This is a genomic window from Pseudomonas sp. S2_A10 (genome assembly GCF_054668465.1).
Genome location: NZ_CP162773.1, coordinates 2506788 through 2529101, shown reverse-complemented (window position 1 = coordinate 2529101; position 22314 = coordinate 2506788). Strand labels below are relative to the sequence as shown.

Here is a 22314-nt window from a genome sequence, read left to right as displayed (position 1 = left end):
GGGCGGCCAGCACTAGGCGAGCCTTGAGTGAAGCAGAAAATGACCGGAGCGTTCAAAACGCACGCGCATGAACGACGCAGCGAAAGGCCGGCTGGCGGCTTCGCCCATCACTTTCCTCGAAAAACGCTCGGGCTATTCAAACCCGATGCCTGCAACAAAAACAGCAATCAAACGTGCAGACGCAAAAAAGCCGGGAATTTCCCGGCTGCCGCATCATACACACGTTTTCCAAAAGGATCACCCCGCCCGAGGTTTTAGCCGCCGGGCGGACTGATTCAGGTCAACGTCGTATCAAGGTTTGGCTTTTTCCAGGTAACGGAAGAAGTCGCTGCTTGGGTCGAGGACCAGGACGTCGGATTTGTTCGCAAAGCTTTCACGGTAGGCACGCAGGCTACGGTAGAAACCGTAGAACTCCTGATCCTGACCGTAGGCCTTGGAGTAGATCGCAGCTGCCTGGGCGTCACCGTCACCGCGAACCTCTTCGGATTCACGATAGGCTTCGGCCAGCAGCACGCGGCGTTGACGATCGGCGTCGGCACGGATGCCTTCGGCCAGCTCGTTACCCTTGGCGCGGTGCTCGCGAGCTTCACGCTCACGCTCGGTGCTCATACGCTCGAACACGCTGCGGTTCACTTCCTTCGGCAGATCGATGGCCTTGACCCGGACATCAACCACTTCGATACCCAGCTCTTTTTCCGCCATCTTGTTCAGCGATGCAGTGATGTCAGCCATCAGCGCATCACGCTCACCCGACACCACTTCGTGCAGGGTGCGCTTGCCGAACTGGTCACGCAGGCCCGATTCGAGACGACGGGACAAACGCTCGTCGGCGATCTGCTTCAGACCCGAAGTCGCGGTGTAGAAGCGCTCGGCATCTTTCACCCGCCACTTGGCGTAGGCATCGACCATCACGGCTTTCTTTTCCAGAGTCAGGAAGCGCTGCGTCGGTGCATCCAGCGTCAGCAGACGCGCGTCGAATTTGCGCACCTGGTTGACGTAAGGCACTTTCACATGCAGACCTGGCTGGACATCGGCCTGAACCACACGACCGAATTGCAGCAGCACCGCGCGCTCGGTCTGAGCGACGATGTAGAAGCAATTCCAGCCCACCAGTACCACAACGACGCCAACGATCAGGGCGATCAGCGATTTATTGCTCATCAGCGGGTCTCCCTTGTACGCGCCTGCGGCACGTCAGTGACATGCGGCGTGACGTCCGTGTTGTTGCTGGCGGCCGAACCGGTCACCGGTGCGTTGCCCGAGCTATTCTGGATCATTTTGTCCAACGGCAGGTAAAGCAGATTGCTCTGGCCGTTCTTGTTGCCGGTCACGAGCACCTTGCTGGTGTTGCTGAAGACTTCCTGCATGGTGTCCAGGTACAGACGCTCGCGGGTGACTTCAGGTGCCTTGCGATACTCGGCGACCAGTTTGGTGAAGCGATCGGCCTCACCCTTGGCGCGCGAGATGGTCTCGTCGCGATAACCGTTGGCATCTTCGATGATGCGCTGGGCCTGACCACGGGCTTCCGGCACGACGCCGTTGGCGTAGGTTTCAGCCTGGTTGCGCGAACGCTGCTCGTCTTCACGGGCGCGGATCACGTCATCGAAGGCTTCCTGCACTTCACGCGGTGCCGCTGCGCTCTGTACGTTGACCTGAGTCACGGTGATACCGGTGCGATAGGTATCGAGGAAACGTTGCAGACGCTCCTTGATTTCGCTGGCCATCAATTCACGACCTTCGGTCAGCACCTGGTCCATGGCGGTGGAACCGACCACGTGACGCAGTGCACTTTCGGTCGCGTGCTGCAGACTGATTTCCGGCTGATCGACGTTCAGCACGAAGTCCTGCAGGTTGCTGATCTTGTACTGCACGGTCAGCGGCACTTCGACGATGTTCTCGTCTTCAGTCAGCATCTGGCCCTGCTTGGTGTACGCACGCTCACGCGTCACGTTCTCCATGTACTTCTTGTCGATCGGCGGGAAGTAGATGTTCAGGCCCGGGCCGACAGTCTCGTAGTACTTGCCGAAGCGCAGCACAACGGCTTGCTCCTGCTCGTCCACCACGTAGACCGCGCTGTACAGCCAGACAGCCGCCAACACGACCAGGCCGATGCCGAGCAGACCGCCGAAGCCGCCACTGCTGCGCCCCGACCCGCCGCCGTCATCACCGCGTTTCTTACCACCACCGAACAACCCGTTCAGGCTTTCCTGCAGCTTTCGGAAGGCCTCGTCGAGATCCGGTGGTCCCTTGCGGTCGCCGTTATTGCGGCGCTTGCCACCCCAGGGATCCTGATTATTCGAGTTGCCACCCGGCTCATTCCAAGCCATAGCGCTCTCCATCTGATAAAGCAAAGACGCACCCACGGCGCGCCGACCAATGCTACAGAATGCCTGCCGTTGCGGCACAACCGCTTTGTCAGGCTTTTATTGCAAAGTGTGTTGCTCGATGAATTCCATCGGCTGCAATCCTTCGCGGCTTACCAATCGATTCAACTCGATCCGGGGCAAACGAACGGCCAGCAGGCTGACACCTTCATCATCGTATTCTTCTTTCTGCACCGCCCCGAGTTCGAAGAACTGCGCACGCAGCCGAGCGAATCGTTGCGGCAAGCGCAAGGTACCGACGAACAGATCACTGCCGAGCAACTCGGCGATGGCCTGTTCAAGCAATTCCAGACCGCTGCCATCACGCGCCGAGAGCCAGACCCGTTGCGGCTTGCCATCGGCATCGCGCTGGATCTGCGGCTCGACGCCTTCAAGCAAATCGAGTTTGTTATAGACCTCGAGGATCGGCAAGTCCTGGGCACCAATCTCGCCCAGCACCACCATCACCTGCTCGATCTGCAACATGCGATCCGGTTCGGCCGCATCGATCACGTGCAACAGCAGGTCGGAATTGCTCGACTCTTCGAGCGTAGACCGAAATGCCTCGACCAGCTTGTGTGGCAGGTGACGAATGAACCCCACGGTGTCGGCGAGGACGATGGGACCGAGGTCGTCAAGCTCCAGCCGGCGCAGGGTCGGGTCGAGCGTGGCGAACAGTTGATCGGCCGCGTACACCTCGGACTTCGTCACGTTGTTGAAGAGTGTCGATTTGCCGGCGTTGGTGTATCCCACCAGCGAAACGGTAGGGATGTCCGCACGGGATCGGCCACGGCGCGACTGCTCGCGCTGACTGCGCACCTTCTCCAGCCGCCCCTTGATCTGACGCAGGCGAACCCGCAGCAGACGGCGGTCGGTTTCCAGCTGGGTTTCACCCGGACCGCGCATACCGATACCGCCACCCTGACGCTCAAGGTGAGTCCAGCCGCGAACCAGCCGCGTGCTCATGTGGTCAAGCTGGGCCAGTTCGACCTGCAGCTTGCCCTCATGGGTGCGTGCGCGTTGGGCGAAAATATCGAGAATCAGCCCGGTGCGGTCGATCACGCGACACTCGAAGACACGTTCAAGGTTGCGTTCCTGACTGGGCGTGAGGATGTGATTGAAAATCACCAGATCGGCTTCTTCAGCCTTGACCAGGTCGCGCAGTTCCTCGACCTTGCCGCTGCCGATCAGATATTTGGCGGTTGGCCGATGACGCGGCACGTTAAAAAACGCGACGGTCTCGGCGCCAGCCGAATTTGCCAACTCCTGAAACTCCTGCGGATCTTCGCGCGCCTCAGGGTCCTGTCCATCCAAGTGAACGAGGATGACTCGTTCACCACCACCGTGGCGCTCAAAGAACAAAGGAGACTCCTATCAGGCGTTACCCGGCGCTGCATCGGCATCGCCCTGTTCGTTTTCGGTTGCGCTAGGCAGACGAATTGGACGAACCGGCACGACGGTCGAGATAGCGTGTTTGTAGACCATCTGGCTTACGGTGTTTTTCAGCAGGATCACGAACTGGTCGAACGACTCGATCGTCCCTTGCAGCTTGATACCGTTGACCAGATAGATGGAAACCCCGACTTTCTCTTTACGTAAAGTGTTCAGGTAAGGGTCTTGTAGCGAATGCCCTTTTGACATGTGCCGCACTCCTTTAAGGATTCAATAATAAAAACAGGTAAATTCAGATGGCTTCGGCCGTCACACCCCCAAGGATAGACGGCAATTGCAAGGACTCAGCTCAATATGGAGATGGTCCCAAGGTATTTCAAGGCGCGTGGCAGATTGTCGCAATCAAGACTGTCCAGCCAATGCAAATCGTCCCAGCTGCGCAGCCAGGTAAACTGGCGTTTGGCCAATTGGCGCGTGGCGATGATGCCCCGCTCCTGCATCTGGGCCAATGTCAGCTTGCCGTCCAGGTAATCCCAGACTTGGCGGTAGCCTACCGCACGTATAGACGGCAACCCCGAATGCAGGTCACTTCTTTTACGCAGGGCTACGACCTCGTCGATGAATCCCTGTTCCAACATATTTGTGAATCTTTGTTCAATTCGCTGGTGCAGAACCTGACGATTCGCCGGAGCAATGGCCAGGTTCGCGACAGTATAGGGCAATTGTTGCCGTCCCGAAGCGGCTGCTTCAGTACTTTGCACAGATTGTTGCTCGCGCAGAGCGGTCATGCTCTGCCCGCTGACTCGATACACTTCCAGTGCCCGACTCAAGCGTTGCGGATCATTGGGATGGATGCGCGCCGCCGACACCGGATCGATCTGCGCCAACTGTTCGTGCAGGGCTTGCCAGCCGAGGCGTGCAGCTTCTTCCTCGATCTGCGCGCGGACCTCGGGATCGGCTGCCGGCATGTCCGCCAGACCTTCGACCAGAGCCTTGTAATAGAGCATGGTGCCGCCGACCAGCAGCGGGATCTTTCCTCGCCCAGTGATTTCGGCCATGGCTTGCAACGCGTCGCGACGGAAATCGGCAGCGGAATACGCTTCAGCGGGGTCGAGGATGTCGATCAGCCGGTGCGGGTATTCGGCCAACAACTCTTTCGAAGGCTTGGCCGTGCCGATGTCCATGCCGCGGTAGACCAGCGCCGAATCGACACTGATCAACTCGCACGGCAGCACCTTGGTCAGCTCGATGGCCAGATCGGTCTTGCCCGCAGCGGTCGGGCCCATCAGAAAAATCGCTGGAGGCAGCTGGCTCATCAACGACCGCGCAGGAACAGTTTGTCCAGATCGTCCAGGCCCAATTGGGTCCAGGTCGGTCGGCCATGGTTGCATTGACCACTGCGCTCGGTGTTTTCCATATCGCGCAGCAGACCGTTCATTTCCGGCAGGGCCAGACGCCGGTTGGCGCGGATCGCGCCGTGGCAGGCCATGGTGCCGAGCAGTTCGTTGAGGTGCGCCTGGATACGGTCACTGGTGCCGTATTCCATCAGGTCAGAGAGCACGTCGCCGACCAGTCGATTGGCTTCGGCCTGCTTGAGCAAAGCGGGAATCTGCCGGATCGCCAGGGTTTCCGGCCCCAGTCGCTGCAATTCAAAACCAAGACGCTGAAACCAGGCGGCGTGTTCTTCAGCGCAATCGGCCTCGCGCTGACTGACCGCCAGCGATTCCGGCACCAGCAACGGCTGGCCACTGAGACCTTCGCTGGCCATGGCGATTTTCAGGCGCTCGTACATGATCCGCTCGTGGGCGGCATGCATGTCCACCAGCACCAGGCCATGGGCGTTTTCGGACAAGATATAGATGCCTTTTAGCTGCGCCAGTGCATAGCCGAGCGGCGGAATATCTTCCTGACCGGTCGGCAGTGCGCTGGCATTGGCTTCAGGCAGCGGCGCGAAAAATTCCTTGTATGCGGCTTGCGCCTCGGCAGCAGGCACCGCCGATTGCGGACGCGGCGTGTATTGATACTGATAAGCGCCGCCAGCGCTGGCGCCGGATGACGTGTTGAACGCCGGTTGCGCCTGCGGCTGCTCCAGCAGCGCATTGGCGGCCAGACGCATCTCGCCCTGTGGGCCAAACTCGCCCGCCTCGATCCCGCTCGGCCGAACGATCGCCGTGGTGACCGAGCCGGCCAATTGATCTTCCGGACGCACATCGCCCAGCGCACGGTGCAGCGTGCCATACAGGAAATCGTGGACCATGCGCCCGTCACGGAAGCGTACTTCGTGCTTGGTCGGGTGCACGTTGACGTCTACTGCTGCCGGATCGACCTCGAAAAACAGTGCGAAGGTCGGATGCCGACCGTTGAACAGCACGTCGCGATAAGCCTGGCGTACCGCGTGCGCCACCAGTTTGTCGCGCACCGCCCGCCCGTTCACAAAGAAATACTGCAAGTCAGCCTGGCTACGGTTGAAGGTTGGCAAACCGACCCAGCCCCACAGGTGCAAGCCATTGCGTTCGATCTCGATCGGCAACGCCTGCTCAAGGAAACCCGAACCGCAGATCGCCGCCACACGCCGTGCGCGGGCCGCATCATCGTGGGCCTCGTGCAGGCTGAGGATGGTCTTGCCGTTGTGGCGCAGATGAAAAGCCACGTCGAAGCGCGCCAGCGCCAGACGCTTGATCACTTCCTGCAGGTGATCGAATTCGGTTTTTTCGGTCTTGAGAAATTTGCGCCGGGCCGGGGTGTTGAAGAACAGGTCGCGGACTTCCACCGAAGTGCCGACCGGATGCGCCGCCGGCTGCACGCGCGGCGCCATGTCCCGGCCTTCGGTTTCGACCTGCCAGGCCTGATCGGCATCGCGGGTGCGCGAGGTCAGGGTCAGACGCGCCACGGAGCTGATCGACGCCAGCGCCTCGCCACGGAAACCCAGGCTCATCACCTGTTCGAGATCCTCAAGATTGCGAATCTTGCTGGTGGCGTGACGGGCCAGGGCGAGCGGCAGGTCATCGGCGGAAATACCGCTGCCGTCATCGCGCACGCGCAGCAACTTGACGCCGCCCTGCTCGACATCGACGTCAATACGCTTGGCGCCGGAGTCGAGGCTGTTTTCCAGCAACTCCTTGATCACCGAAGCCGGGCGCTCGACCACCTCACCGGCGGCAATCTGGTTCGCCAGCCGCGGGCTGAGCAGCTCGATGCGCGCAGTGTTCAATACCTGGTTCATTCTTTGGACGCCAGTTCGGTGCCAGGAATCGTCAGGTGCTGACCGACTTTCAGCTCATCGCTTTTCAGATTGTTGGCGGCGCGCAAGGTGGCCGGCGAAACCTGATAGCGCACGCCGATCATCGCCAGGGTTTCCCCCGGGCCGACACGGTGGTCGCGCGGGCCTTGAGCAATCTTGCCGGAATCACGCAGCCAGGCGATGTAGGTGCCCGGCGGCGGATTCTGCTGGAAGAACTGGCGTACGCCGCTGCTGATCGAACGGGCCAGCGCTTGCTGATGGCTCGACGCGGACAGCTTGTTCGCTTCGTTGGCGTTGGAAATGAAGCCGGTTTCAACCAGGATCGACGGAATGTCCGGCGACTTCAGCACCATGAACCCGGCTTGTTCCACACGCTGTTTGTGCAGCGGCGTAACGCGACCGATATTGGTCAGCACCTTCTGGCCGACGTTGAGACTGGAGGTCAGCGACGCAGTCATCGACAGGTCGAGCAACACGCCGGCGAGCATGCGGTCCTTGTCGTCGAGGCTGACGTTGCCGGCACCGCCAATCAGGTCGGAACGGTTTTCACTGTCGGCCAGCCAGCGGGCGGTCTCGGAGGTAGCGCCACGATCGGACAGGGCGAACACCGAAGCACCGAAAGCGGCCGCGGACGGCGCAGCGTCGGCGTGGATCGAGACGAACAGGTCGGCGCCCTTCTTGCGGGCGATTTCGGTACGCCCGCGCAATGGAATGAAGTAGTCGCCGGTACGGGTCAGCTCGGCGCGGAAGCCTTTCATGCCGTTGACCTGACGCTGCAATTCGCGGGCGATCTGCAGTACCACGTCTTTCTCACGCTGGCCGCGCGAGCCGGACGCGCCCGGGTCTTCCCCTCCGTGGCCGGCATCGATCACGACGATAATGTCGCGCTTGCCAGCCGGGGCTGGCGGCAGCTTGATCGCCGGTTCGGTCGGAGTCACCGGCACCGCCGGCACGGTCGCTACCGATGGCGTCGGGGCTGGCGGCGGCGCGGCATCGGCCGGGTTGTCGAACAGATCGACCACCAGACGGTTGCCGTACTGCGCGTTCGGCGCCAGCGAGAAGCTTTTCGGGGTGACGGCTTTTTTCAGGTCGATGACCACCCGCAGGTCGGTCGGCGTGCGCTGGGCTGAGCGCATCGCGGTGATAGGCGTGTTCGCGGTCTGCACGTTCAACGGCGCGCCGAGGGTGGCGCCGTTGATGTCGATCACCAGCCGATCAGGGGCTGTCAGGGTGAAAACGCTGTGCTGCACCGGGCCGCTGAGGTCAAAGACCAGTCGCGTATTGTCCGGCGCACGCCACAGGCGCACGCTGTTGACCTTTGAATCGGCCACAGCGTTGACGGTTACTGCCATCAACATCAGTCCAGCGGCAGCCACCAACGCGCGAAAGCGCATACCAAACCCCATCATTTAATTGGATTCCAATGCCAAAGCGGCACACCAGGCCTCGCCACGCGAGCCCTGGGCTAAAATTTTCAGCGAACGCCCGCTGTCTTGCGGGCTAATGGTAATGGTCAGGTCAGGCTTTGGCAAAAAGCCTGCACCTTTATCGGGCCATTCGATCAGGCACAGGGCATCGTCTTCGAAGTAGTCGCGGATGCCGAGAAACTCCAGCTCCTCGGGATCGACCAGGCGATAGAGGTCGAAGTGGAAGGCACGAACGTCACCGATCTCGTAGGGCTCGACCAATGTGAAGGTCGGACTTTTTACCGCGCCGACATGCCCCAGCCCACGAATGATGCCCCGTGACAGGGTGGTTTTGCCCATACCCAGATTGCCTTCAAGAAAAATCAGGCCATGGCCCTGGGTGACGCGGGCGATTCGTGCGCCAAAGTCGCTCATCGCCTGTTCATCGGCCAGGTACAGGGTTACTTCAGACACGGTGCTTGCTCCTCCAACAACTGACGAATGGCTGGAATCAGATCACTGGCCGCCAGCCCACGGCCGAATTTGCCTTGTTGCATACCCGCGTTGGCGTGCAGCCAGACGGCCAGGCATGCCGCATCGAACGCGTCCATGCCCTGGGCCAGCAATGCGCCGGTCAGACCGGCCAGCACATCCCCCAACCCGCCCGTGGCCATCGCCGGATGGCCCTGATGACATAGGGCCAGACGCCCATCGGGATGGGCGATCAGACTGCCGGCCCCTTTCAGAACCACTACCGCTGAATACTTTTTGCTCAACGCCAGAGCAGCGGCCGGGCGATCGGCCTGCACTTCGGCGGTACTGATGCCAAGCAAGCGCGCCGCTTCACCCGGATGCGGGGTGATCACGCAATCCTTGGGCAACTGGACAAAATCGCTGGCCAGCAGGTTCAACGCGTCGGCGTCCCACACTTGCGGCAACGCAGCATTGGCGGCCGCCGACGACAGGGCACGGCCCCAACTGGCCTGACCGAGACCCGGTCCGACCACCAGCACCGAAACCTTTTCCAGCAGCCCCATCAGTTGATTGGCTGACGAAGTGCCGAGCGCCATCGCCTCCGGGACCCGAGTCAGCGCCGCCGGCACATGCTCTGGGCGAGTCGCCAGCGAGACCATGCCCGCGCCGCCGCGCAAGGCCATTTCCGTGCTGAGCAGAATCGCTCCGCCGAAACCGTGATCGCCGCCGATCAGCAACACGTGGCCAAAGCGGCCCTTGTGCGAGGTCGGCGCGCGCGGCGCAAGTGCTGGAAGATTAGCGGCGCTCAGGCGCTGAGCGCAGACAGGAATGTCACTGAAAATTTCGTCGGGGGCTTGCAGGTCGCTGAAGACCAGCTCACCGATATGATCCGCCGCATCACCGGTCAACAGCCCGACCTTCATAGCAATGAAGGTCACCGTTAGATCGGCGCATACCGCGACACCCAGTTCACACCCGGTATCGGCACACAGCCCGGAAGGAATATCGACCGCCGCTACCGGCAAGCCGCAGGCGTTGATCGCTTTGATCGCCGAGGCATAGGGCTCACGCACTTCGCCGCTCAGGCCAGTGCCGAGCAAGGCATCGAGGACGACACCGCACAGCTCGCTTTGCGCCTGCCAGCCTTGCACCACAACACCAGCAGCCACGGATTCGGCATGGGCCAGTGCGGCATCGCCCTGCAAACGTTGCGGATCGCCGACGGCGAGAACGCGCACGGTCCAGCCGGCCCGCAGCGCCAACCCGGCCACCAGATAACCGTCACCGGCATTGTTGCCATGGCCGGCGAGCACGGTCAGCTCGTTCGCGCCCGGCCATTTGCGCACCAGTGCGCGCCACGTCGCGCGGGCGGCGCGTTGCATCAATTCGAAGCCCGGCGTGCCGGCGGCGATCAGCCGCGCGTCGAGTTCGCGCACCTGCGCGGCGCGGTACAGCGCGTCGGGTAATTCATCTTTCGTCTGCGGCATGCGTCTTCGGGCTCCGATGTCTGGCAGAATTATACGCACCTCAGCTCCGGTTTCTCTCGCCTCATGTCCGCCATCACCACAGACCTGCCCGCCCTCGCCCAATCGATCAAGGATTGGGGCCGCGAGCTGGGCTTCCAGCAAGTCGGCATCAGCGGTCTGGACCTGGCCGAACACGAGCAGCATCTGCAGCGCTGGCTCGAGGCCGGCTACCACGGCGACATGGACTACATGGGCGCCCATGGCAGCAAACGCTCGCATCCCGAAGAGCTGGTGCCGGGCACGTTGCGCGTGGTTTCCCTGCGCATGGACTACTTGCCAGGCGATACCGAAATGGCCAAACGCCTGGCTGAGCCGGAGAAGGCTTACGTGTCGCGTTATGCCTTGGGCCGCGATTACCACAAATTGATCCGTAAACGTGTTCAACAATTGGCCGACAAGATCCAGGCGGAGATCGGCCCGTTCGGCTTTCGTGCGTTTGTCGACAGCGCACCGGTGCTGGAAAAAGCCATCGCCGAACAGGCTGGACTGGGCTGGATCGGTAAAAACACCTTGGTGTTGAACCGCAAGGCCGGCAGTTATTTCTTCCTGAGCGAACTGTTCGTCGACCTGCCGCTACCGGTGGACGAACCGCACAGCACTGAACATTGCGGGCGTTGCACCGCATGCCTGGATATCTGCCCGACCAACGCCTTTGTCGGCCCGTACGTGCTGGACGCCCGGCGCTGCATTTCCTATTTGACCATTGAGCTGAAAACCGCGATTCCCGAAGAATTGCGGCCATTGATAGGCAATCGGGTGTTTGGCTGCGATGACTGCCAGATCGTCTGCCCATGGAACCGCTTCGCTCGGCCGACTGGAGAAAGCGATTTCAAGCCACGGCACAATTTCGATAATGCCGAGCTGGCTGAACTGTTCATGTGGGATGAAGAAAAGTTCTTGAGCAGCACCGAAGGTTCACCGTTGCGGCGTGCCGGGTACGAGCGCTGGTTACGCAATCTGGCGGTGGGGCTGGGCAATGCGCCTTCAACGATTCCTGTGCTGGAAGCGTTGAAGGCGCGACGTGATTATCCGTCAGAGTTGGTCAGGGAACATGTCGAGTGGGCACTGGAACAGCACGCCCACCGCGCGCTCGCAAAACCGGCAAGCGCACTGTTCAAATCGTAGCCGGACCTTGAGTGTTCCTGCTTTCGCCTTGTATCGTTTCGTTGCGTGCTCCGACTTACTTTTTTTCCTTTAAATGACCACCCAGCTGGTTGATGACCGCGATCCGCTCCTTGGCGTTTTCGGTCATATATATTCGGTCTCCTTGCGACAGATAGAGATGCATCGGCTTTGATGCTGAGCCGGATGGACCATGCATTGGCGTGTATTTGGCATGAATCAGCGCTGCAGAAGACGTCGGGGAGTTACCCGCCTCAATGTGCTGCATGAAGGTTTCGGCCTTTTCAAGCAAGCCGGTAAGGCCCTCTTTCTCAAGGATGTTCTTTTTGGGGTCGACCCTGACGAGTGACCATGGTTTCTCGGCCTCTTCCTGAACGGCCGCGCTGGCCTTCGCCTTCGCCTTGGCCGCCGCCTTGTTTCCCTTACCCTTGATCATGCCTCGGGCCATCTCTTGACCCGCTGCTTTGGAGCCTTTACTACTCAGGCCCTGCTTGAAGGCGCCAGCCAGTTTCCTGCCAGCATTGATGCCCGCTTTGGCACCAGCTGCCAGCCCTGCCCCCACCGAAGCCAGCCCAAGACCAAAACTGATCCAGCCCAATATCTCGCCCGCTTGAGAACCCGGTGCGAGTTCATTGACCACCTCGCTGGCAATACCCGCCAGGCCTGAAGCAACCGCCAGCCCCAATGCCGCCACTGCCCATGGCGTCGCCGCGCCCATCGTCACCACGCTGGCAACAATTCCGAGAACACTGAGGCCGATGCCCAGGATCGATTGCCAGGAGATATGCCCGGTAGGGTCGACACGATTGACAGGGTCGCCCAGGCAATAACTGTAGGCATTCAATCCGCCCGCGCCAAATGGACTCATGCTGTCGGGGGCGAGAAAGCGCATCAGTGTCGGACTATAAGCCCTGTAACCGTTGCCCAGCAGATACAGCCCGGTAACCGGATCCAGCTGTTCGCCGTTGAACCCTGCCACGCTGAACAATCCACCTTCGGCGGGACGATGCCCATAAGGGCTGTAGGCGCAATCGGTGAGCTGCTCCTTGCCCAGCGTTGCCAGCACACTTTGCTGCTGATCGGTGGCGTATAGCTGCGCGTCGGGGTTCAACCCCGATTGCTGTTGCCCCACGAGCGCTCCACCGTGACGCACAACACTGGTTGAACTTTCACCACTCACCTCGTTGGCAACCCGGCCTGCGTAGTAGTAACGCTGCACAATTGCTTTTTCGGCTTGCGACAGCTCCACCAGATCGTCGAAACCGTCGTAATGGTAGCCACGAATCACTGATCCCCCTGCGCTGGACAACTGCTCGAGACGTCCGAACGCGTCATAGGCCAGCGTTCGCGCCTGGTCGTCCTTGATCATCCTGCCGTTGGCGTCGTATTCCAGCGTCACTGCCGAGGGATAGTCGACGTGGGAATGTTTGACGGCGCTGAGCTGTGCAGGATCAGGATTGTCGTAACTGAAGGTGGTCAGATTCACCCCCAGCGGGAACTTCGTCTGCACGGTGAGGATGTTATCCAATGCATCGAAGGTGAATGTCTGGCGGACAATTTCCTTGCCATACGGATCGCGCGGCTTTTGCGTGCCGGCACAGTCGTATTGGATCAAGCGCCCGCGCACATCGTAGGTGAACTGTTCATCACGTAACAGTTGAGTGCCACGTCTGGACACTTTCTGCGCCAGTTTGCCAGCCAGCGTGTAAGTCGATTCAAGGGTCTGGTCTGGCTGCCCCTGAATCTCGAATGTTCGGCGGGTTTCACGCCCGATATCGTCATAGGCAAACCGGGTGAGCATTTGACGCTTGATTGACGTTTCTTCGGTTTTCGTCCAGTCCAGCATCCCCGTCTGCGCGTTGTAGTGGAATTCGGTTTTAAGCGAGCCCTGGGAGGTGGATAGCAGGCGGCCGTGCTTATCGTATTCGGATGTGCTTTCGACTCCGAGCACATTGACATGGTTGATCGGTCGCCCCTGCAGGGACCAGATACTGGAGGTTGCTTTGGTGATCGCGCCGAGGGTCGTCGTTTCGGTTTTCACACGCCCGGAGGGGTGATAGGTAAAGCTGCGCTCTCTGCCGTTTTCGGTACAGGTCAAGGGATTGCCACTGAGGGGGTCATACGTCATGGTCGTGACCAGATCCCCTGCCTTGCGCTCAGTCAGCAGGCCGCCCAGTTCCCGCAAATAAGTGAATTCGGTTTTTTTGCCATCAGCACTCCTGTACCACTGCGGCTGGGTGAAGCCCGCTTCATAACCTGCCTCGGACTTACGTCCGCCAACGGTACTTCGGATCAAGCGACCCAGACCGTCATAAGTTTGCTGCCCCAACACTTTGTCAGCGACCTTGATGTTGATCGGCAGACCTTCATCACTGTGCCCGGCGTAGTCGGTCACGACCGCAGTGGCGTCGGGCAGGACACTGCGGGTTATCCGGTCAAAAACGTCGTACTCATATCGGCTGGTATTGCCGACAGGGTCTGTCTGACTGGTTGTGCGCCCGTAGCCGTCATAGGTGTACACGGTTTTGCCGAGACTTTTGTTCTTCAGATTGAAGCTCTCGACACTCAGCGGTTTACCGAAATCATTGACGAGGGTGATCGTCTTGCCCATCCCCTGGAGCCAATGGGTCTGCCGGCGAAGAACCGGGTCCGCCTCGCTGTGTTCGATACGTCCATCATCGTGCAGCGTCTTGCTGACCTGGCCCCAGGAATCGAATTCGTAGCCGGTGCTGACCGGATAAGGCTTGCCATCACGCCAATCAGTCAGCGTCACTTTCACCTTGTAGCCGACCGAATCATGCAGCGCAGAATAAAGCGTGCGTGTCTGAATCAGACCGTCCTTGTCGGGATGGTCGCAGTCCTTTTCATGAACGGTGATCACCCGTTCCATCCCGTCATAAGTCACTTTTTGCTCGCCGCCAGCAGGATCCGTGGTCACCATTGTCGCCGGATGCTGTTTGCTGGCAGCCAGATAGGTCCACCGGGTAACGGCCGCATATGGGGTGCCGCCAGCAACCGTTTTGCCCACTACCCGACCGATTGCGTCGTACTCATGCTCGATGTGCTCGCCATCGACACCGACTTCAGAGACCTGTAATCCGGTCAGCGTCGACAGCACTTTCTCACTGGTCTGCAGCGTGCCGTCAAATCCGCGCGTGCTGGACCTGACTCGCAACCTGTCACCCTCAAGTTCATAGGAAAACTCGATAGCGGTTTTTTTATCATTCAGGATGACACTCTGCTCTTTCGTGGCTCCATGCTTGAGTGGATCCCCGGGCGTATTCAAATAACTGCGTGCGGTTTTCGAACGCAATACCTCAACGCCTTCCAACACTTCACAAAAACGCTCCTCGACCGGTAACACGGATGCCAGTTCCGCACCGTCCAGCGCCGGATGCAGCGCGTAGTCGTAGTAGGTGACTGTCGAAGCACCATCGGATGCGGCAGCAGTCACCGTCCTTTTTTTCGGGAATCTGGAAAAGCCCAGCGGATCCTCTGGGCAGTTATCTCCACCACTGGCCGGATAAAATTCCGTGGTCGTCGTCACCCCAGTGGGCTCGACCTGCTTGAGCAAGTTACCTTCGTCATCGAACTCGGTGACGGTGGTTTCCACACGCTGCTGTTGGGTGCGCCGATCGAGGTACGTCACCGTGTGGACTTTAGGCATGCGGAACTGAGCCACCTGCTCACTGAATGGCTTGGTAATGGAACAGTGATACTCCGTGGTGGTGGCGATCTGGGCGTCACCACAGGTTGTAACCTCAGCCACCAACAGATGGAATTTGTTGTAGGTGCGTTTGATGCGGGTATGTACTTTGCCGCTGACCAGCAAGTGCTCGTCCGAGGTGTAGACGTAGTGGCCGGGCGCCAGATAGAGAGGATCCAGGTCACTATCCTTGGCAGGAAGGAGGCCCTGCCCAAGGAAGTTATGGTCGGAGTACGTGTAGGTCTTGCACAGTCGGGGCTGACCGCGCCCTGGGTAGACATCGTGAGCAATCACAAACGGCAGTGTCCGTTCCACACCGCTGATGAAGCGGTGGCCGTGCCGCTTGTAGCGAATGATTTCGACCCCGCGCAGCGGATTGACGATGCGATGAACATAGCTGGCTCCAGCGATGACTTCATACTCAAGGTCCCAACCCTTACCAACCGGCAGCTCGATGGCCGTCACTCGAGAGTTCTTCAAGATCAGCTTGTAGTTGGAACTGGAAGTAGTGTCGGGATGCCGGGACAGCGTCACCTGACCTGCCGCGCGGGTGATTTTCAACAGGCAGCGCTTGGCATCACGGACTTCGGCCAATCGGGGAAACTGGTTGAACAACTCATGCTTCAGGGTAATGCTCACACCGTTCGCCGCTATTATTTTTTCCGCGACGGCGACCTGAGTGCCGGCCAGGACTTTGAGCAGTTCACGCCGGCCATCCTTGTATCGAACTTCATAGCGTCCTGCTCCAGCGACTGACACTTTCGCCGTTTGCAGTTTCATTTCCTTGAACTTAAGGCCGGTAGACGTCTCGACAGCCTTGTAGCGCTCACCGTTGGACAAGGTCATCACTTTGCTGCGCAAGTCATAATTGGTCAGTGTCAAAGACCAGCCAACGCCGAAACCACTATCCGCCTGATTGAGCGGATTAAAGCCCACTGAAAGTGCAAGCTCCGGACCATTGAGATCCGCCGAGTGCAACTTGCCAAGCGAAAATGCGCAGGTGTACATGCCCGTGCGGGGATCAACGCCTCCTGAAACAAATTCACCAAAGTTGAAAGCGTTGGAGTGAACAGCGGAAGATGAATTACTTTCCATAGAAAAATATCCTTTTTTCCAGATGCAAATTTAAACAGGTCAAGCTGACTAACGAAAATTCGCTGAATCACACAAATGAAATCAGGCAAATTGTTTTGTTGACCGTTTCGACTCATCCAGAATAAAAGTTCGCTGTTCTGTATCACCCTTGATAGCAAGCCAATGCTCCGTACCGAACTCATCAATCACGGCGAATTCGAACGCACCTCTCGTCGCCGGCTTCTCCTCCGCCTGTAGAGTCGTGCGCTGCACCAGCGTCAATACACCAGGCACATCGTTAATCGGGAAAGTAATGAAACCCAGAGGCGTATTGACCGAAGCCGATCGCCCATAGATTGGCGCCAGATAGCCATAAAAACTCCTGCCGCCACCACTGTAGTGGTTTATCGTGCCTGACGAGTACACCATTACCGCGTCTTCAGCATCATACGGATTAAGTCTTATATCGGTGCTATACCAGTCAAGAATGTTGATCTGGCGACCGTCAGCGTGAAGCCCGAGATGAAAATACTGAATGCGCTCCTCGTACACTCTTTCGCTGACAGTACCGTACTTATAAAGAGAGAAACTGTTCTGATTGTATTTTTTCGGAGGAATCGCCTCCAGCGTGACACTGCTGTCGAAACCAACCCCATTACTTCGCAATACCACGCCATTCAAGGAGATCTCGGCAGCCACTTCCATAATTCCAGGTCGGGAAGCCGAGACCCAGAACTGGAAAATCTGTACCGGATCTGCGGCGTTGCTTATCTGGTTGTCACTGACCCGAGGGAGTTCTGTCAGGCGCGTTGCCCCACCCGACATTTCGTGAGCGTAACGATTTTCCTGAATCGAAACACTCCAGTCTCCCTCCAGAGGCCGAGCACCGTTGTAGGCAATCAGCCGCAATGACGGCAATGCAGGATGTCCATGCAGCGATACGCCGTCGCCATTGTTATCGATGCCGTGCAGAAGCACCAATACACGCACCTGCATGCGACCGTTGGCATAAAGCACTTTGTGCTGGCCATGATTTGTGGCGTCGAGTTTTACCTCGATACGGGAAATACCAACTTGCTCATCAAACATCTGATAACACCTCAGCCGATTAATATATTTCGCCCCTCAAGGGCTCGGCAAAGTATTAACGTCGAATTTAAATATAAACAGCCGCGACATTTGACATTTTGTGAAAAAGCAAACTTTCAACATCATCTTTAATAATTCACACAGATGCTAATAACTTCAAAAAATGCGATCTGCATGTTACGAGATTCAAAACTAAGCCTTTCACCCCTTTGATTCTGGCCCACGATGGCCTGTTACCCCTTCCGAATTCAATCAACCCGAACCGGAAGGGGAGTCAGCGAGTAGCTTATGTTTGCCAAATCATGTTGGCAGCGTGATCGATCCGTTACTTTCGACAACACTCAGTCGCTATCTGGACCTGTCGAAAATCCGCTCTCCGATGACTCACTATCGGAATCAACGTCTGAAACTGTTTCTTCCGTTTGGATTTCCACTTTCCGGTCCATACTGGAATTTTCAAGATATTGATTAATCCGCCGCATCGACTCGTCACTCAGCGGATTGTTCAATAAACCAACATATAGATCTTGAGTATCCGGAATATCGAACAGATCGCCCCCTACGTCTGAGATATTATTATCCTGTAACGCCATGACCCGAAGATCTCCGAGCCTGTCTATACCGGAAGGCAGGCTGGAGAGATTGGCGTTATATAGCATCAACTCGGTCAAACCTGTCATGAAGCCTACATGCGGAGCAACTGTCAGAGGGTTGTTGGCCAGATTCAACAAAGTGAGCGTCTCGATCCTGGACACACCTTCAGCCGTCGCTTCAGATAATTCAAGCGAGCAATCGTCCAGCACCAGTTGACGCAACTGGCGCATTTGGAATATCCCTGACGGGAAGTCCTCCATTTTTATGCCAGTGACCATCAAATATTGAACATTGGGAAAACTGTCAAAAAAAGCGCCGATGCGTGCGCCTGGCGTTTCCACAGTCAATATCAACTCTGTTACATAGTCGAACCTGGCGGATAATCTTGGTAACTCACCAGTAAAATCGACATGATGGGAAAAATGATAGTCACCGTAACCCCATCTCGAAACCGACTTGCGTCGCCAGATATCTTGCAGTTTTGCGCTAAATTGCTCGCGAGCCGGGCGCTGTTCTGCGATCTGCATTGCGTCCTGCGAAGAGTCCGCTTGGGTCGATAATCCTTCCGCACTCCAGATCGCCAATTCATTGCGCAATATTGCGAGGTCTGTCTCCAGGCGCGCTAAAACTGTGGACGGCTCAGATCCCAGGCGCTCGGAAACGAACGCGGCCAACTCCTTGTCATCAAGTTGCGGATAGAGGCTACGGACACGTTCCACAACGGATCCTGTCAACATCGGGTTGACATCGCCGCCGCCTCGCAGCCCCGCTTGCGCGTATTGGGCGCTGGCCGGAACAGCCGTTACCTGCACCGGTGCCAGTCCCAACAATTCGCTCACGCGTTGGCGCGACGGCAATGGCTGTGCGCGTACCAGTTGCCGCAGCGCCGCACCACCGCCCTGCGCTACACCGAGCAACTGGCGCTGCCCGGGCAGTAAAAGGCGCCAGACGGCGGCATACAGATCCATCCGATCCTGGGGGGACGCGATGCCGCTGCGTTGGATAACGTAGCCTTCATGCTGACGAATCAATATGTGACGCACTGGCGATCGAGCATCGCCAATAGCACTCAATGACTCACCCTCTGACGCTTGCAGACGAATCTCGATACGAATCTGTCGCGGCCACTGATCAAGCTGCCCGAGCATCTGCAAAGCCAGTTGGTCACTGTCCAGACTGGCTACCGCATCCAGATAGATTCCTTCGCACGCCCTGGCGAGACGCACCTCGCGTAGCGCCACCAGCGTTTTTTCTGCCATGTGCCTCGGCATTCCCGGCCGCAGGCGCAAATGCCTATGGTCGGCGGCACTGGCCTCTCGCCACAATGCCTGAGCAATCGTCTTGGGCAGATGAGGAAAAATCCGTCGCATCTGCAATGTGTTGTCATCGCAATCGAGTTCGAACGCCCGCTCGCTCTGCTCAAAGAGCAAAGCGCGGGACTGTTCGATAACGCGCTCGCTCAGATCAGTTGCCTGTAGCGTTAACAAAGCCTGCAGTTGTGAATCGGCCTGCGCACGCACGGTCGGATCGGAATGTTGCACTTGGGTGATGAACTGGCGGATCTTTTGATCGAGGGCGAAGCGTCTCGCTGTGTCCTGCAGCAATGCCAGCGAAGCGGGATGAATGTCGGACCTGTGCGCCATCATCGCGTCGACGCCGCTCACGGCAAATATGCGTTGGGTCATCAGTGGAGGGAAATCCTTTATTGAATACTCCGTGCCGGGAAGCTCTGTCGTGCGATTTCGTCCGGTAAAGACAGTTGCAACTGGATTGGCCGACTCAGGATCATCCAGCGGATGCCACAAACGGCCCTCGCTGTCAGGCCTCAACAGCGGACCGGAAGGATGCAGTTCTCTGGCATGTGTGGCGCGAAACAGGCCGCTCTCGGGGTCTCGGACCACTTGTACGATGTGATTGTCAGCGACGGCAACATACTGACGCTGCTTCATGATTGCGATGCCCCATGCATCGGTCTCGTCGAGACGCTCTTGCGTGGGTATCCAGTAGTTCTCCAGCGAATTCCTTGCGGACACACTTGCGAACTCGTCGATCGTGGAATATTTCGGCCTCGTGCTCACACTGATGACAGGCAACACTGCAAGCGAATCTGAAGAAGATGGCGAAGGCAAGGGTCCCTGATGATGTGCAACAGTCGAATGCGGCATTGTCGAAGACGGGTTCAGAGCCCGGGGCAGGCCATCCCCGCTGGACTCGATGGGTCTGGTTGGGGCAGATACAGGTTTGATTTTCGGCGGTTTGCCAGTCATGAATGCTCATCCTTGAGGAGTGGTGACGCTGGCCACACATCGCTGCGGGGCCAGCGCAAGACATCAGATAAAGCACTTTCGTGCATATGCCTGATCATCGAACATGGCAGCTTATCTGCAGCCGCGATGCCAAACGCATATACAGCTACTACATCCCAAGACATTGCATCAATGGATGATGAAACTCAGCCTCGCTGAAGAGACAAATTGCGCTCATAAAAACTCACGCGAATCGCCAACTTATGCCCGGTACCATATTCATCGATAGCGATAAAGTAGAGGACACTTCCATATTTTTGCGCACCGGTATTTTCCGAGTATTCGGATAACGCCTGCACAATAGTGAGTTCTCCGTCGCTTTGCGTATTTACTTTGTAATGCTTGTGATTCCATGTTTGCGCATCGCCGGTGAAAGCATATACAAACGGATCACCCCTATCAGGCAAGGTGACGGTCACACTGGTTTTTTCGGGACGGACGAAAATGCACTTCATATAATTGGTTTTGATTTCGTTAAGCCTGTTCCCGCCCGCAAAATCGAGGTTTTCGCCCTCTTCAGCCCCCTCGACCATCCAATCGACCAGGCGGATTTGCTTCCCGTCCGGGTACAGCCCCAGATGGTACTTCCAGATACGATTACCAGGCGACTCATTACCAATCCTGTTCTGATACAACTGAAAGACTCCATATGTCGCGGGCTTTTCAGCCTCCAGAGTCACGCTGCTGTAATGAACACTGACAGGGGTGGTTCCGTTGCTCAAAATCCTCTCCCCGTTGAGAGACAGGCGCGCACCGACCTCAGTCGTTCCGGCACTCGACGAGGAAACCCAGAACGTACGCACCTGTGGATGTACGCTGTCATTCTCAAGATCATCATCGTGCCTGTCCAAGGCATCCGGTGCAGGCCGTGCCTCACGCGTAAACCGCCCTTGGACTGCGCTCGCGACCCAACCATCGCGCAAGGTCTTGCCGGTCGCGTAATGAATAAGCTGGATGCTTTCCATTACATCTTCCGGTACATGCACAGCGTTGCCGTCGGCGTCTACTCCGGCAACCAGCACCTGAACTTTGACTTGCATCCGGCCATTAGCAAAAAGTGCCCTGCTTTGAGTGTTATCACTGGCGTCAAACTTGACCTTCAGACTGGACAACCCCACAAGAACGGGCGAAGTGCTTTGTTGATTACCTGTAGCGTCCATGCTTTCACTCATAATACAGCTCCTCCGTGAGAATATAACTTGATAGTGACATCGAAAACATGTCAGCAAAAAAAGTTACATACCCACCGAGAAAATATCAAAGTGAAAAGTGTAAGAAATATGCGCGCACCAGCCGCCGGCAACTCATATGCCTTTAAACCAGCCTCCAATACACCAACGCAAGAATGATCAATGTTCGTCGTTATAGACGAACTTCGGCATTTCCCAATGGAAACGGATGGCCAGCAGACGTAACAGGAACCCGCCAAATAAAGTGATCAGAATGGCTTGTTCGCCCGGCACATTTATATAGAGACAAAACATGTAGCACCATGCCGCAGCGAATGAAACACTGGCATAAAGTTCGCGGCGAAATATCAGCGGAATGTCATTGCAGAAAATGTCGCGCAGGATGCCGCCGAACACACCAGTGATAACGCCGCTGACCGATGCCACCAGCATGCCGTGACCCATTTCCAGCGCGGTCATGCAGCCGATCAAGGTGAACGCCACCAGCCCCACCGCGTCGAGCACCAGAAACAGCGAGCGCAGGTGACGCATCCAGCGTGCGGCAAACACCGTAAACATCGCCGCCACCGAGGTCAGCACCAGATATTCCGGATGTTTGACCCAGGTCAGCGGGTAGTGCCCGAGCAACACATCGCGCACCGAACCGCCACCGAGCGCGGTGATGCAGGCGATCAGCACCACGCCGAACCAGTCCATGCCGCGTCGTCCGGCAGACAGCGCGCCGGTCATGGCTTCGGCAGTGATGGCGATCAGATAGAGCATCAGCAACATGATGGCAGTCCAGGCAGGAAGGCGCGCAGTCTAGCCATTTCGGCGCCGCACCAGAAGAGG

General features: G+C 57.9%; 16 protein-coding genes. 2 read left to right on the top strand and 14 right to left on the bottom strand.

Translation table 11 applies throughout. The features are described 5' to 3' along the window. Window positions 1-67 precede the first annotated feature (67 nt). Window positions 68-274, top strand: coding sequence for a hypothetical protein (locus tag AB4N41_RS11470; protein ID WP_252877332.1), 207 nt, complete (start codon window positions 68-70; stop codon window positions 272-274). A gap of 17 nt (window positions 275-291) precedes the next feature. Here AB4N41_RS11470 and hflC read toward each other — a convergent pair whose 3' ends face one another. From hflC to AB4N41_RS11425, 9 genes are all read right to left on the bottom strand, one after another. Next, window positions 292-1161, bottom strand: a complete 870-nt coding sequence (gene hflC, locus AB4N41_RS11465; RefSeq protein WP_016771945.1) for a protease modulator HflC — start codon at window positions 1159-1161, stop codon at window positions 292-294. Further along, window positions 1161-2327, bottom strand: a complete 1167-nt coding sequence (hflK, locus tag AB4N41_RS11460) for an FtsH protease activity modulator HflK (RefSeq protein ID WP_252877331.1) — start codon at window positions 2325-2327, stop codon at window positions 1161-1163. Before hflK ends, hflC begins: the two co-directional genes overlap by 1 nt. A gap of 96 nt (window positions 2328-2423) precedes the next feature. Beyond that, window positions 2424-3725, bottom strand: coding sequence for a ribosome rescue GTPase HflX (gene hflX / locus AB4N41_RS11455; protein WP_041480728.1), 1302 nt, complete (start codon window positions 3723-3725; stop codon window positions 2424-2426). A gap of 12 nt (window positions 3726-3737) precedes the next feature. Then, on the bottom strand, window positions 3738-4004 hold the full coding sequence (gene hfq / locus AB4N41_RS11450; protein WP_016771947.1) for an RNA chaperone Hfq: 267 nt from the start codon (window positions 4002-4004) through the stop codon (window positions 3738-3740). A gap of 95 nt (window positions 4005-4099) precedes the next feature. Next, on the bottom strand, window positions 4100-5071 hold the full coding sequence (gene miaA, locus AB4N41_RS11445; RefSeq protein ID WP_150638272.1) for a tRNA (adenosine(37)-N6)-dimethylallyltransferase MiaA: 972 nt from the start codon (window positions 5069-5071) through the stop codon (window positions 4100-4102). Continuing rightward, window positions 5071-6978 (bottom strand): DNA mismatch repair endonuclease MutL, encoded by a 1908-nt coding sequence (gene mutL / locus AB4N41_RS11440; protein ID WP_252877330.1) that lies wholly within the window; start codon window positions 6976-6978, stop codon window positions 5071-5073. The genes miaA and mutL overlap by 1 nt, the downstream gene beginning before the upstream one ends. Next, on the bottom strand, window positions 6975-8354 hold the full coding sequence (locus AB4N41_RS11435; RefSeq protein ID WP_370593506.1) for an N-acetylmuramoyl-L-alanine amidase: 1380 nt from the start codon (window positions 8352-8354) through the stop codon (window positions 6975-6977). Before AB4N41_RS11435 ends, mutL begins: the two co-directional genes overlap by 4 nt. A 51-nt stretch (window positions 8355-8405) precedes the next feature. After that, entirely contained in the window at window positions 8406-8876 is a 471-nt protein-coding gene (gene tsaE / locus AB4N41_RS11430) for a tRNA (adenosine(37)-N6)-threonylcarbamoyltransferase complex ATPase subunit type 1 TsaE (protein WP_041480731.1), read from the bottom strand. After that, window positions 8864-10363 (bottom strand): NAD(P)H-hydrate dehydratase, encoded by a 1500-nt coding sequence (locus AB4N41_RS11425; RefSeq protein WP_252877329.1) that lies wholly within the window; start codon window positions 10361-10363, stop codon window positions 8864-8866. The genes tsaE and AB4N41_RS11425 overlap by 13 nt, the downstream gene beginning before the upstream one ends. Before the next feature lie 63 nt (window positions 10364-10426). Here AB4N41_RS11425 and queG point away from each other — a divergent pair, with 63 nt between their 5' ends. Continuing rightward, window positions 10427-11527, top strand: coding sequence for a tRNA epoxyqueuosine(34) reductase QueG (queG, locus tag AB4N41_RS11420; RefSeq protein WP_252877328.1), 1101 nt, complete (start codon window positions 10427-10429; stop codon window positions 11525-11527). 55 nt (window positions 11528-11582) lie between these two features. Here queG and AB4N41_RS11415 read toward each other — a convergent pair whose 3' ends face one another. From AB4N41_RS11415 to AB4N41_RS11395, 5 genes are all read right to left on the bottom strand, one after another. Beyond that, on the bottom strand, window positions 11583-16325 hold the full coding sequence (locus AB4N41_RS11415) for an RHS repeat domain-containing protein (RefSeq protein ID WP_252877327.1): 4743 nt from the start codon (window positions 16323-16325) through the stop codon (window positions 11583-11585). 81 nt (window positions 16326-16406) lie between these two features. Beyond that, on the bottom strand, window positions 16407-17393 hold the full coding sequence (locus AB4N41_RS11410; RefSeq protein ID WP_323620032.1) for a hypothetical protein: 987 nt from the start codon (window positions 17391-17393) through the stop codon (window positions 16407-16409). Window positions 17394-17734: 341 nt separating this feature from the next. Further along, window positions 17735-20254 (bottom strand): leucine-rich repeat domain-containing protein, encoded by a 2520-nt coding sequence (locus AB4N41_RS11405; protein ID WP_460138391.1) that lies wholly within the window; start codon window positions 20252-20254, stop codon window positions 17735-17737. Window positions 20255-20439: 185 nt separating this feature from the next. Further along, window positions 20440-21465 carry a hypothetical protein gene (locus AB4N41_RS11400; protein ID WP_150741669.1) on the bottom strand — a complete coding sequence of 342 codons (1026 nt, stop codon included), beginning with the start codon at window positions 21463-21465 and terminating at the stop codon, window positions 20440-20442. 177 nt (window positions 21466-21642) lie between these two features. Further along, window positions 21643-22257 (bottom strand): trimeric intracellular cation channel family protein, encoded by a 615-nt coding sequence (locus tag AB4N41_RS11395; RefSeq protein WP_177342722.1) that lies wholly within the window; start codon window positions 22255-22257, stop codon window positions 21643-21645. Window positions 22258-22314: the final 57 nt, after the last annotated feature.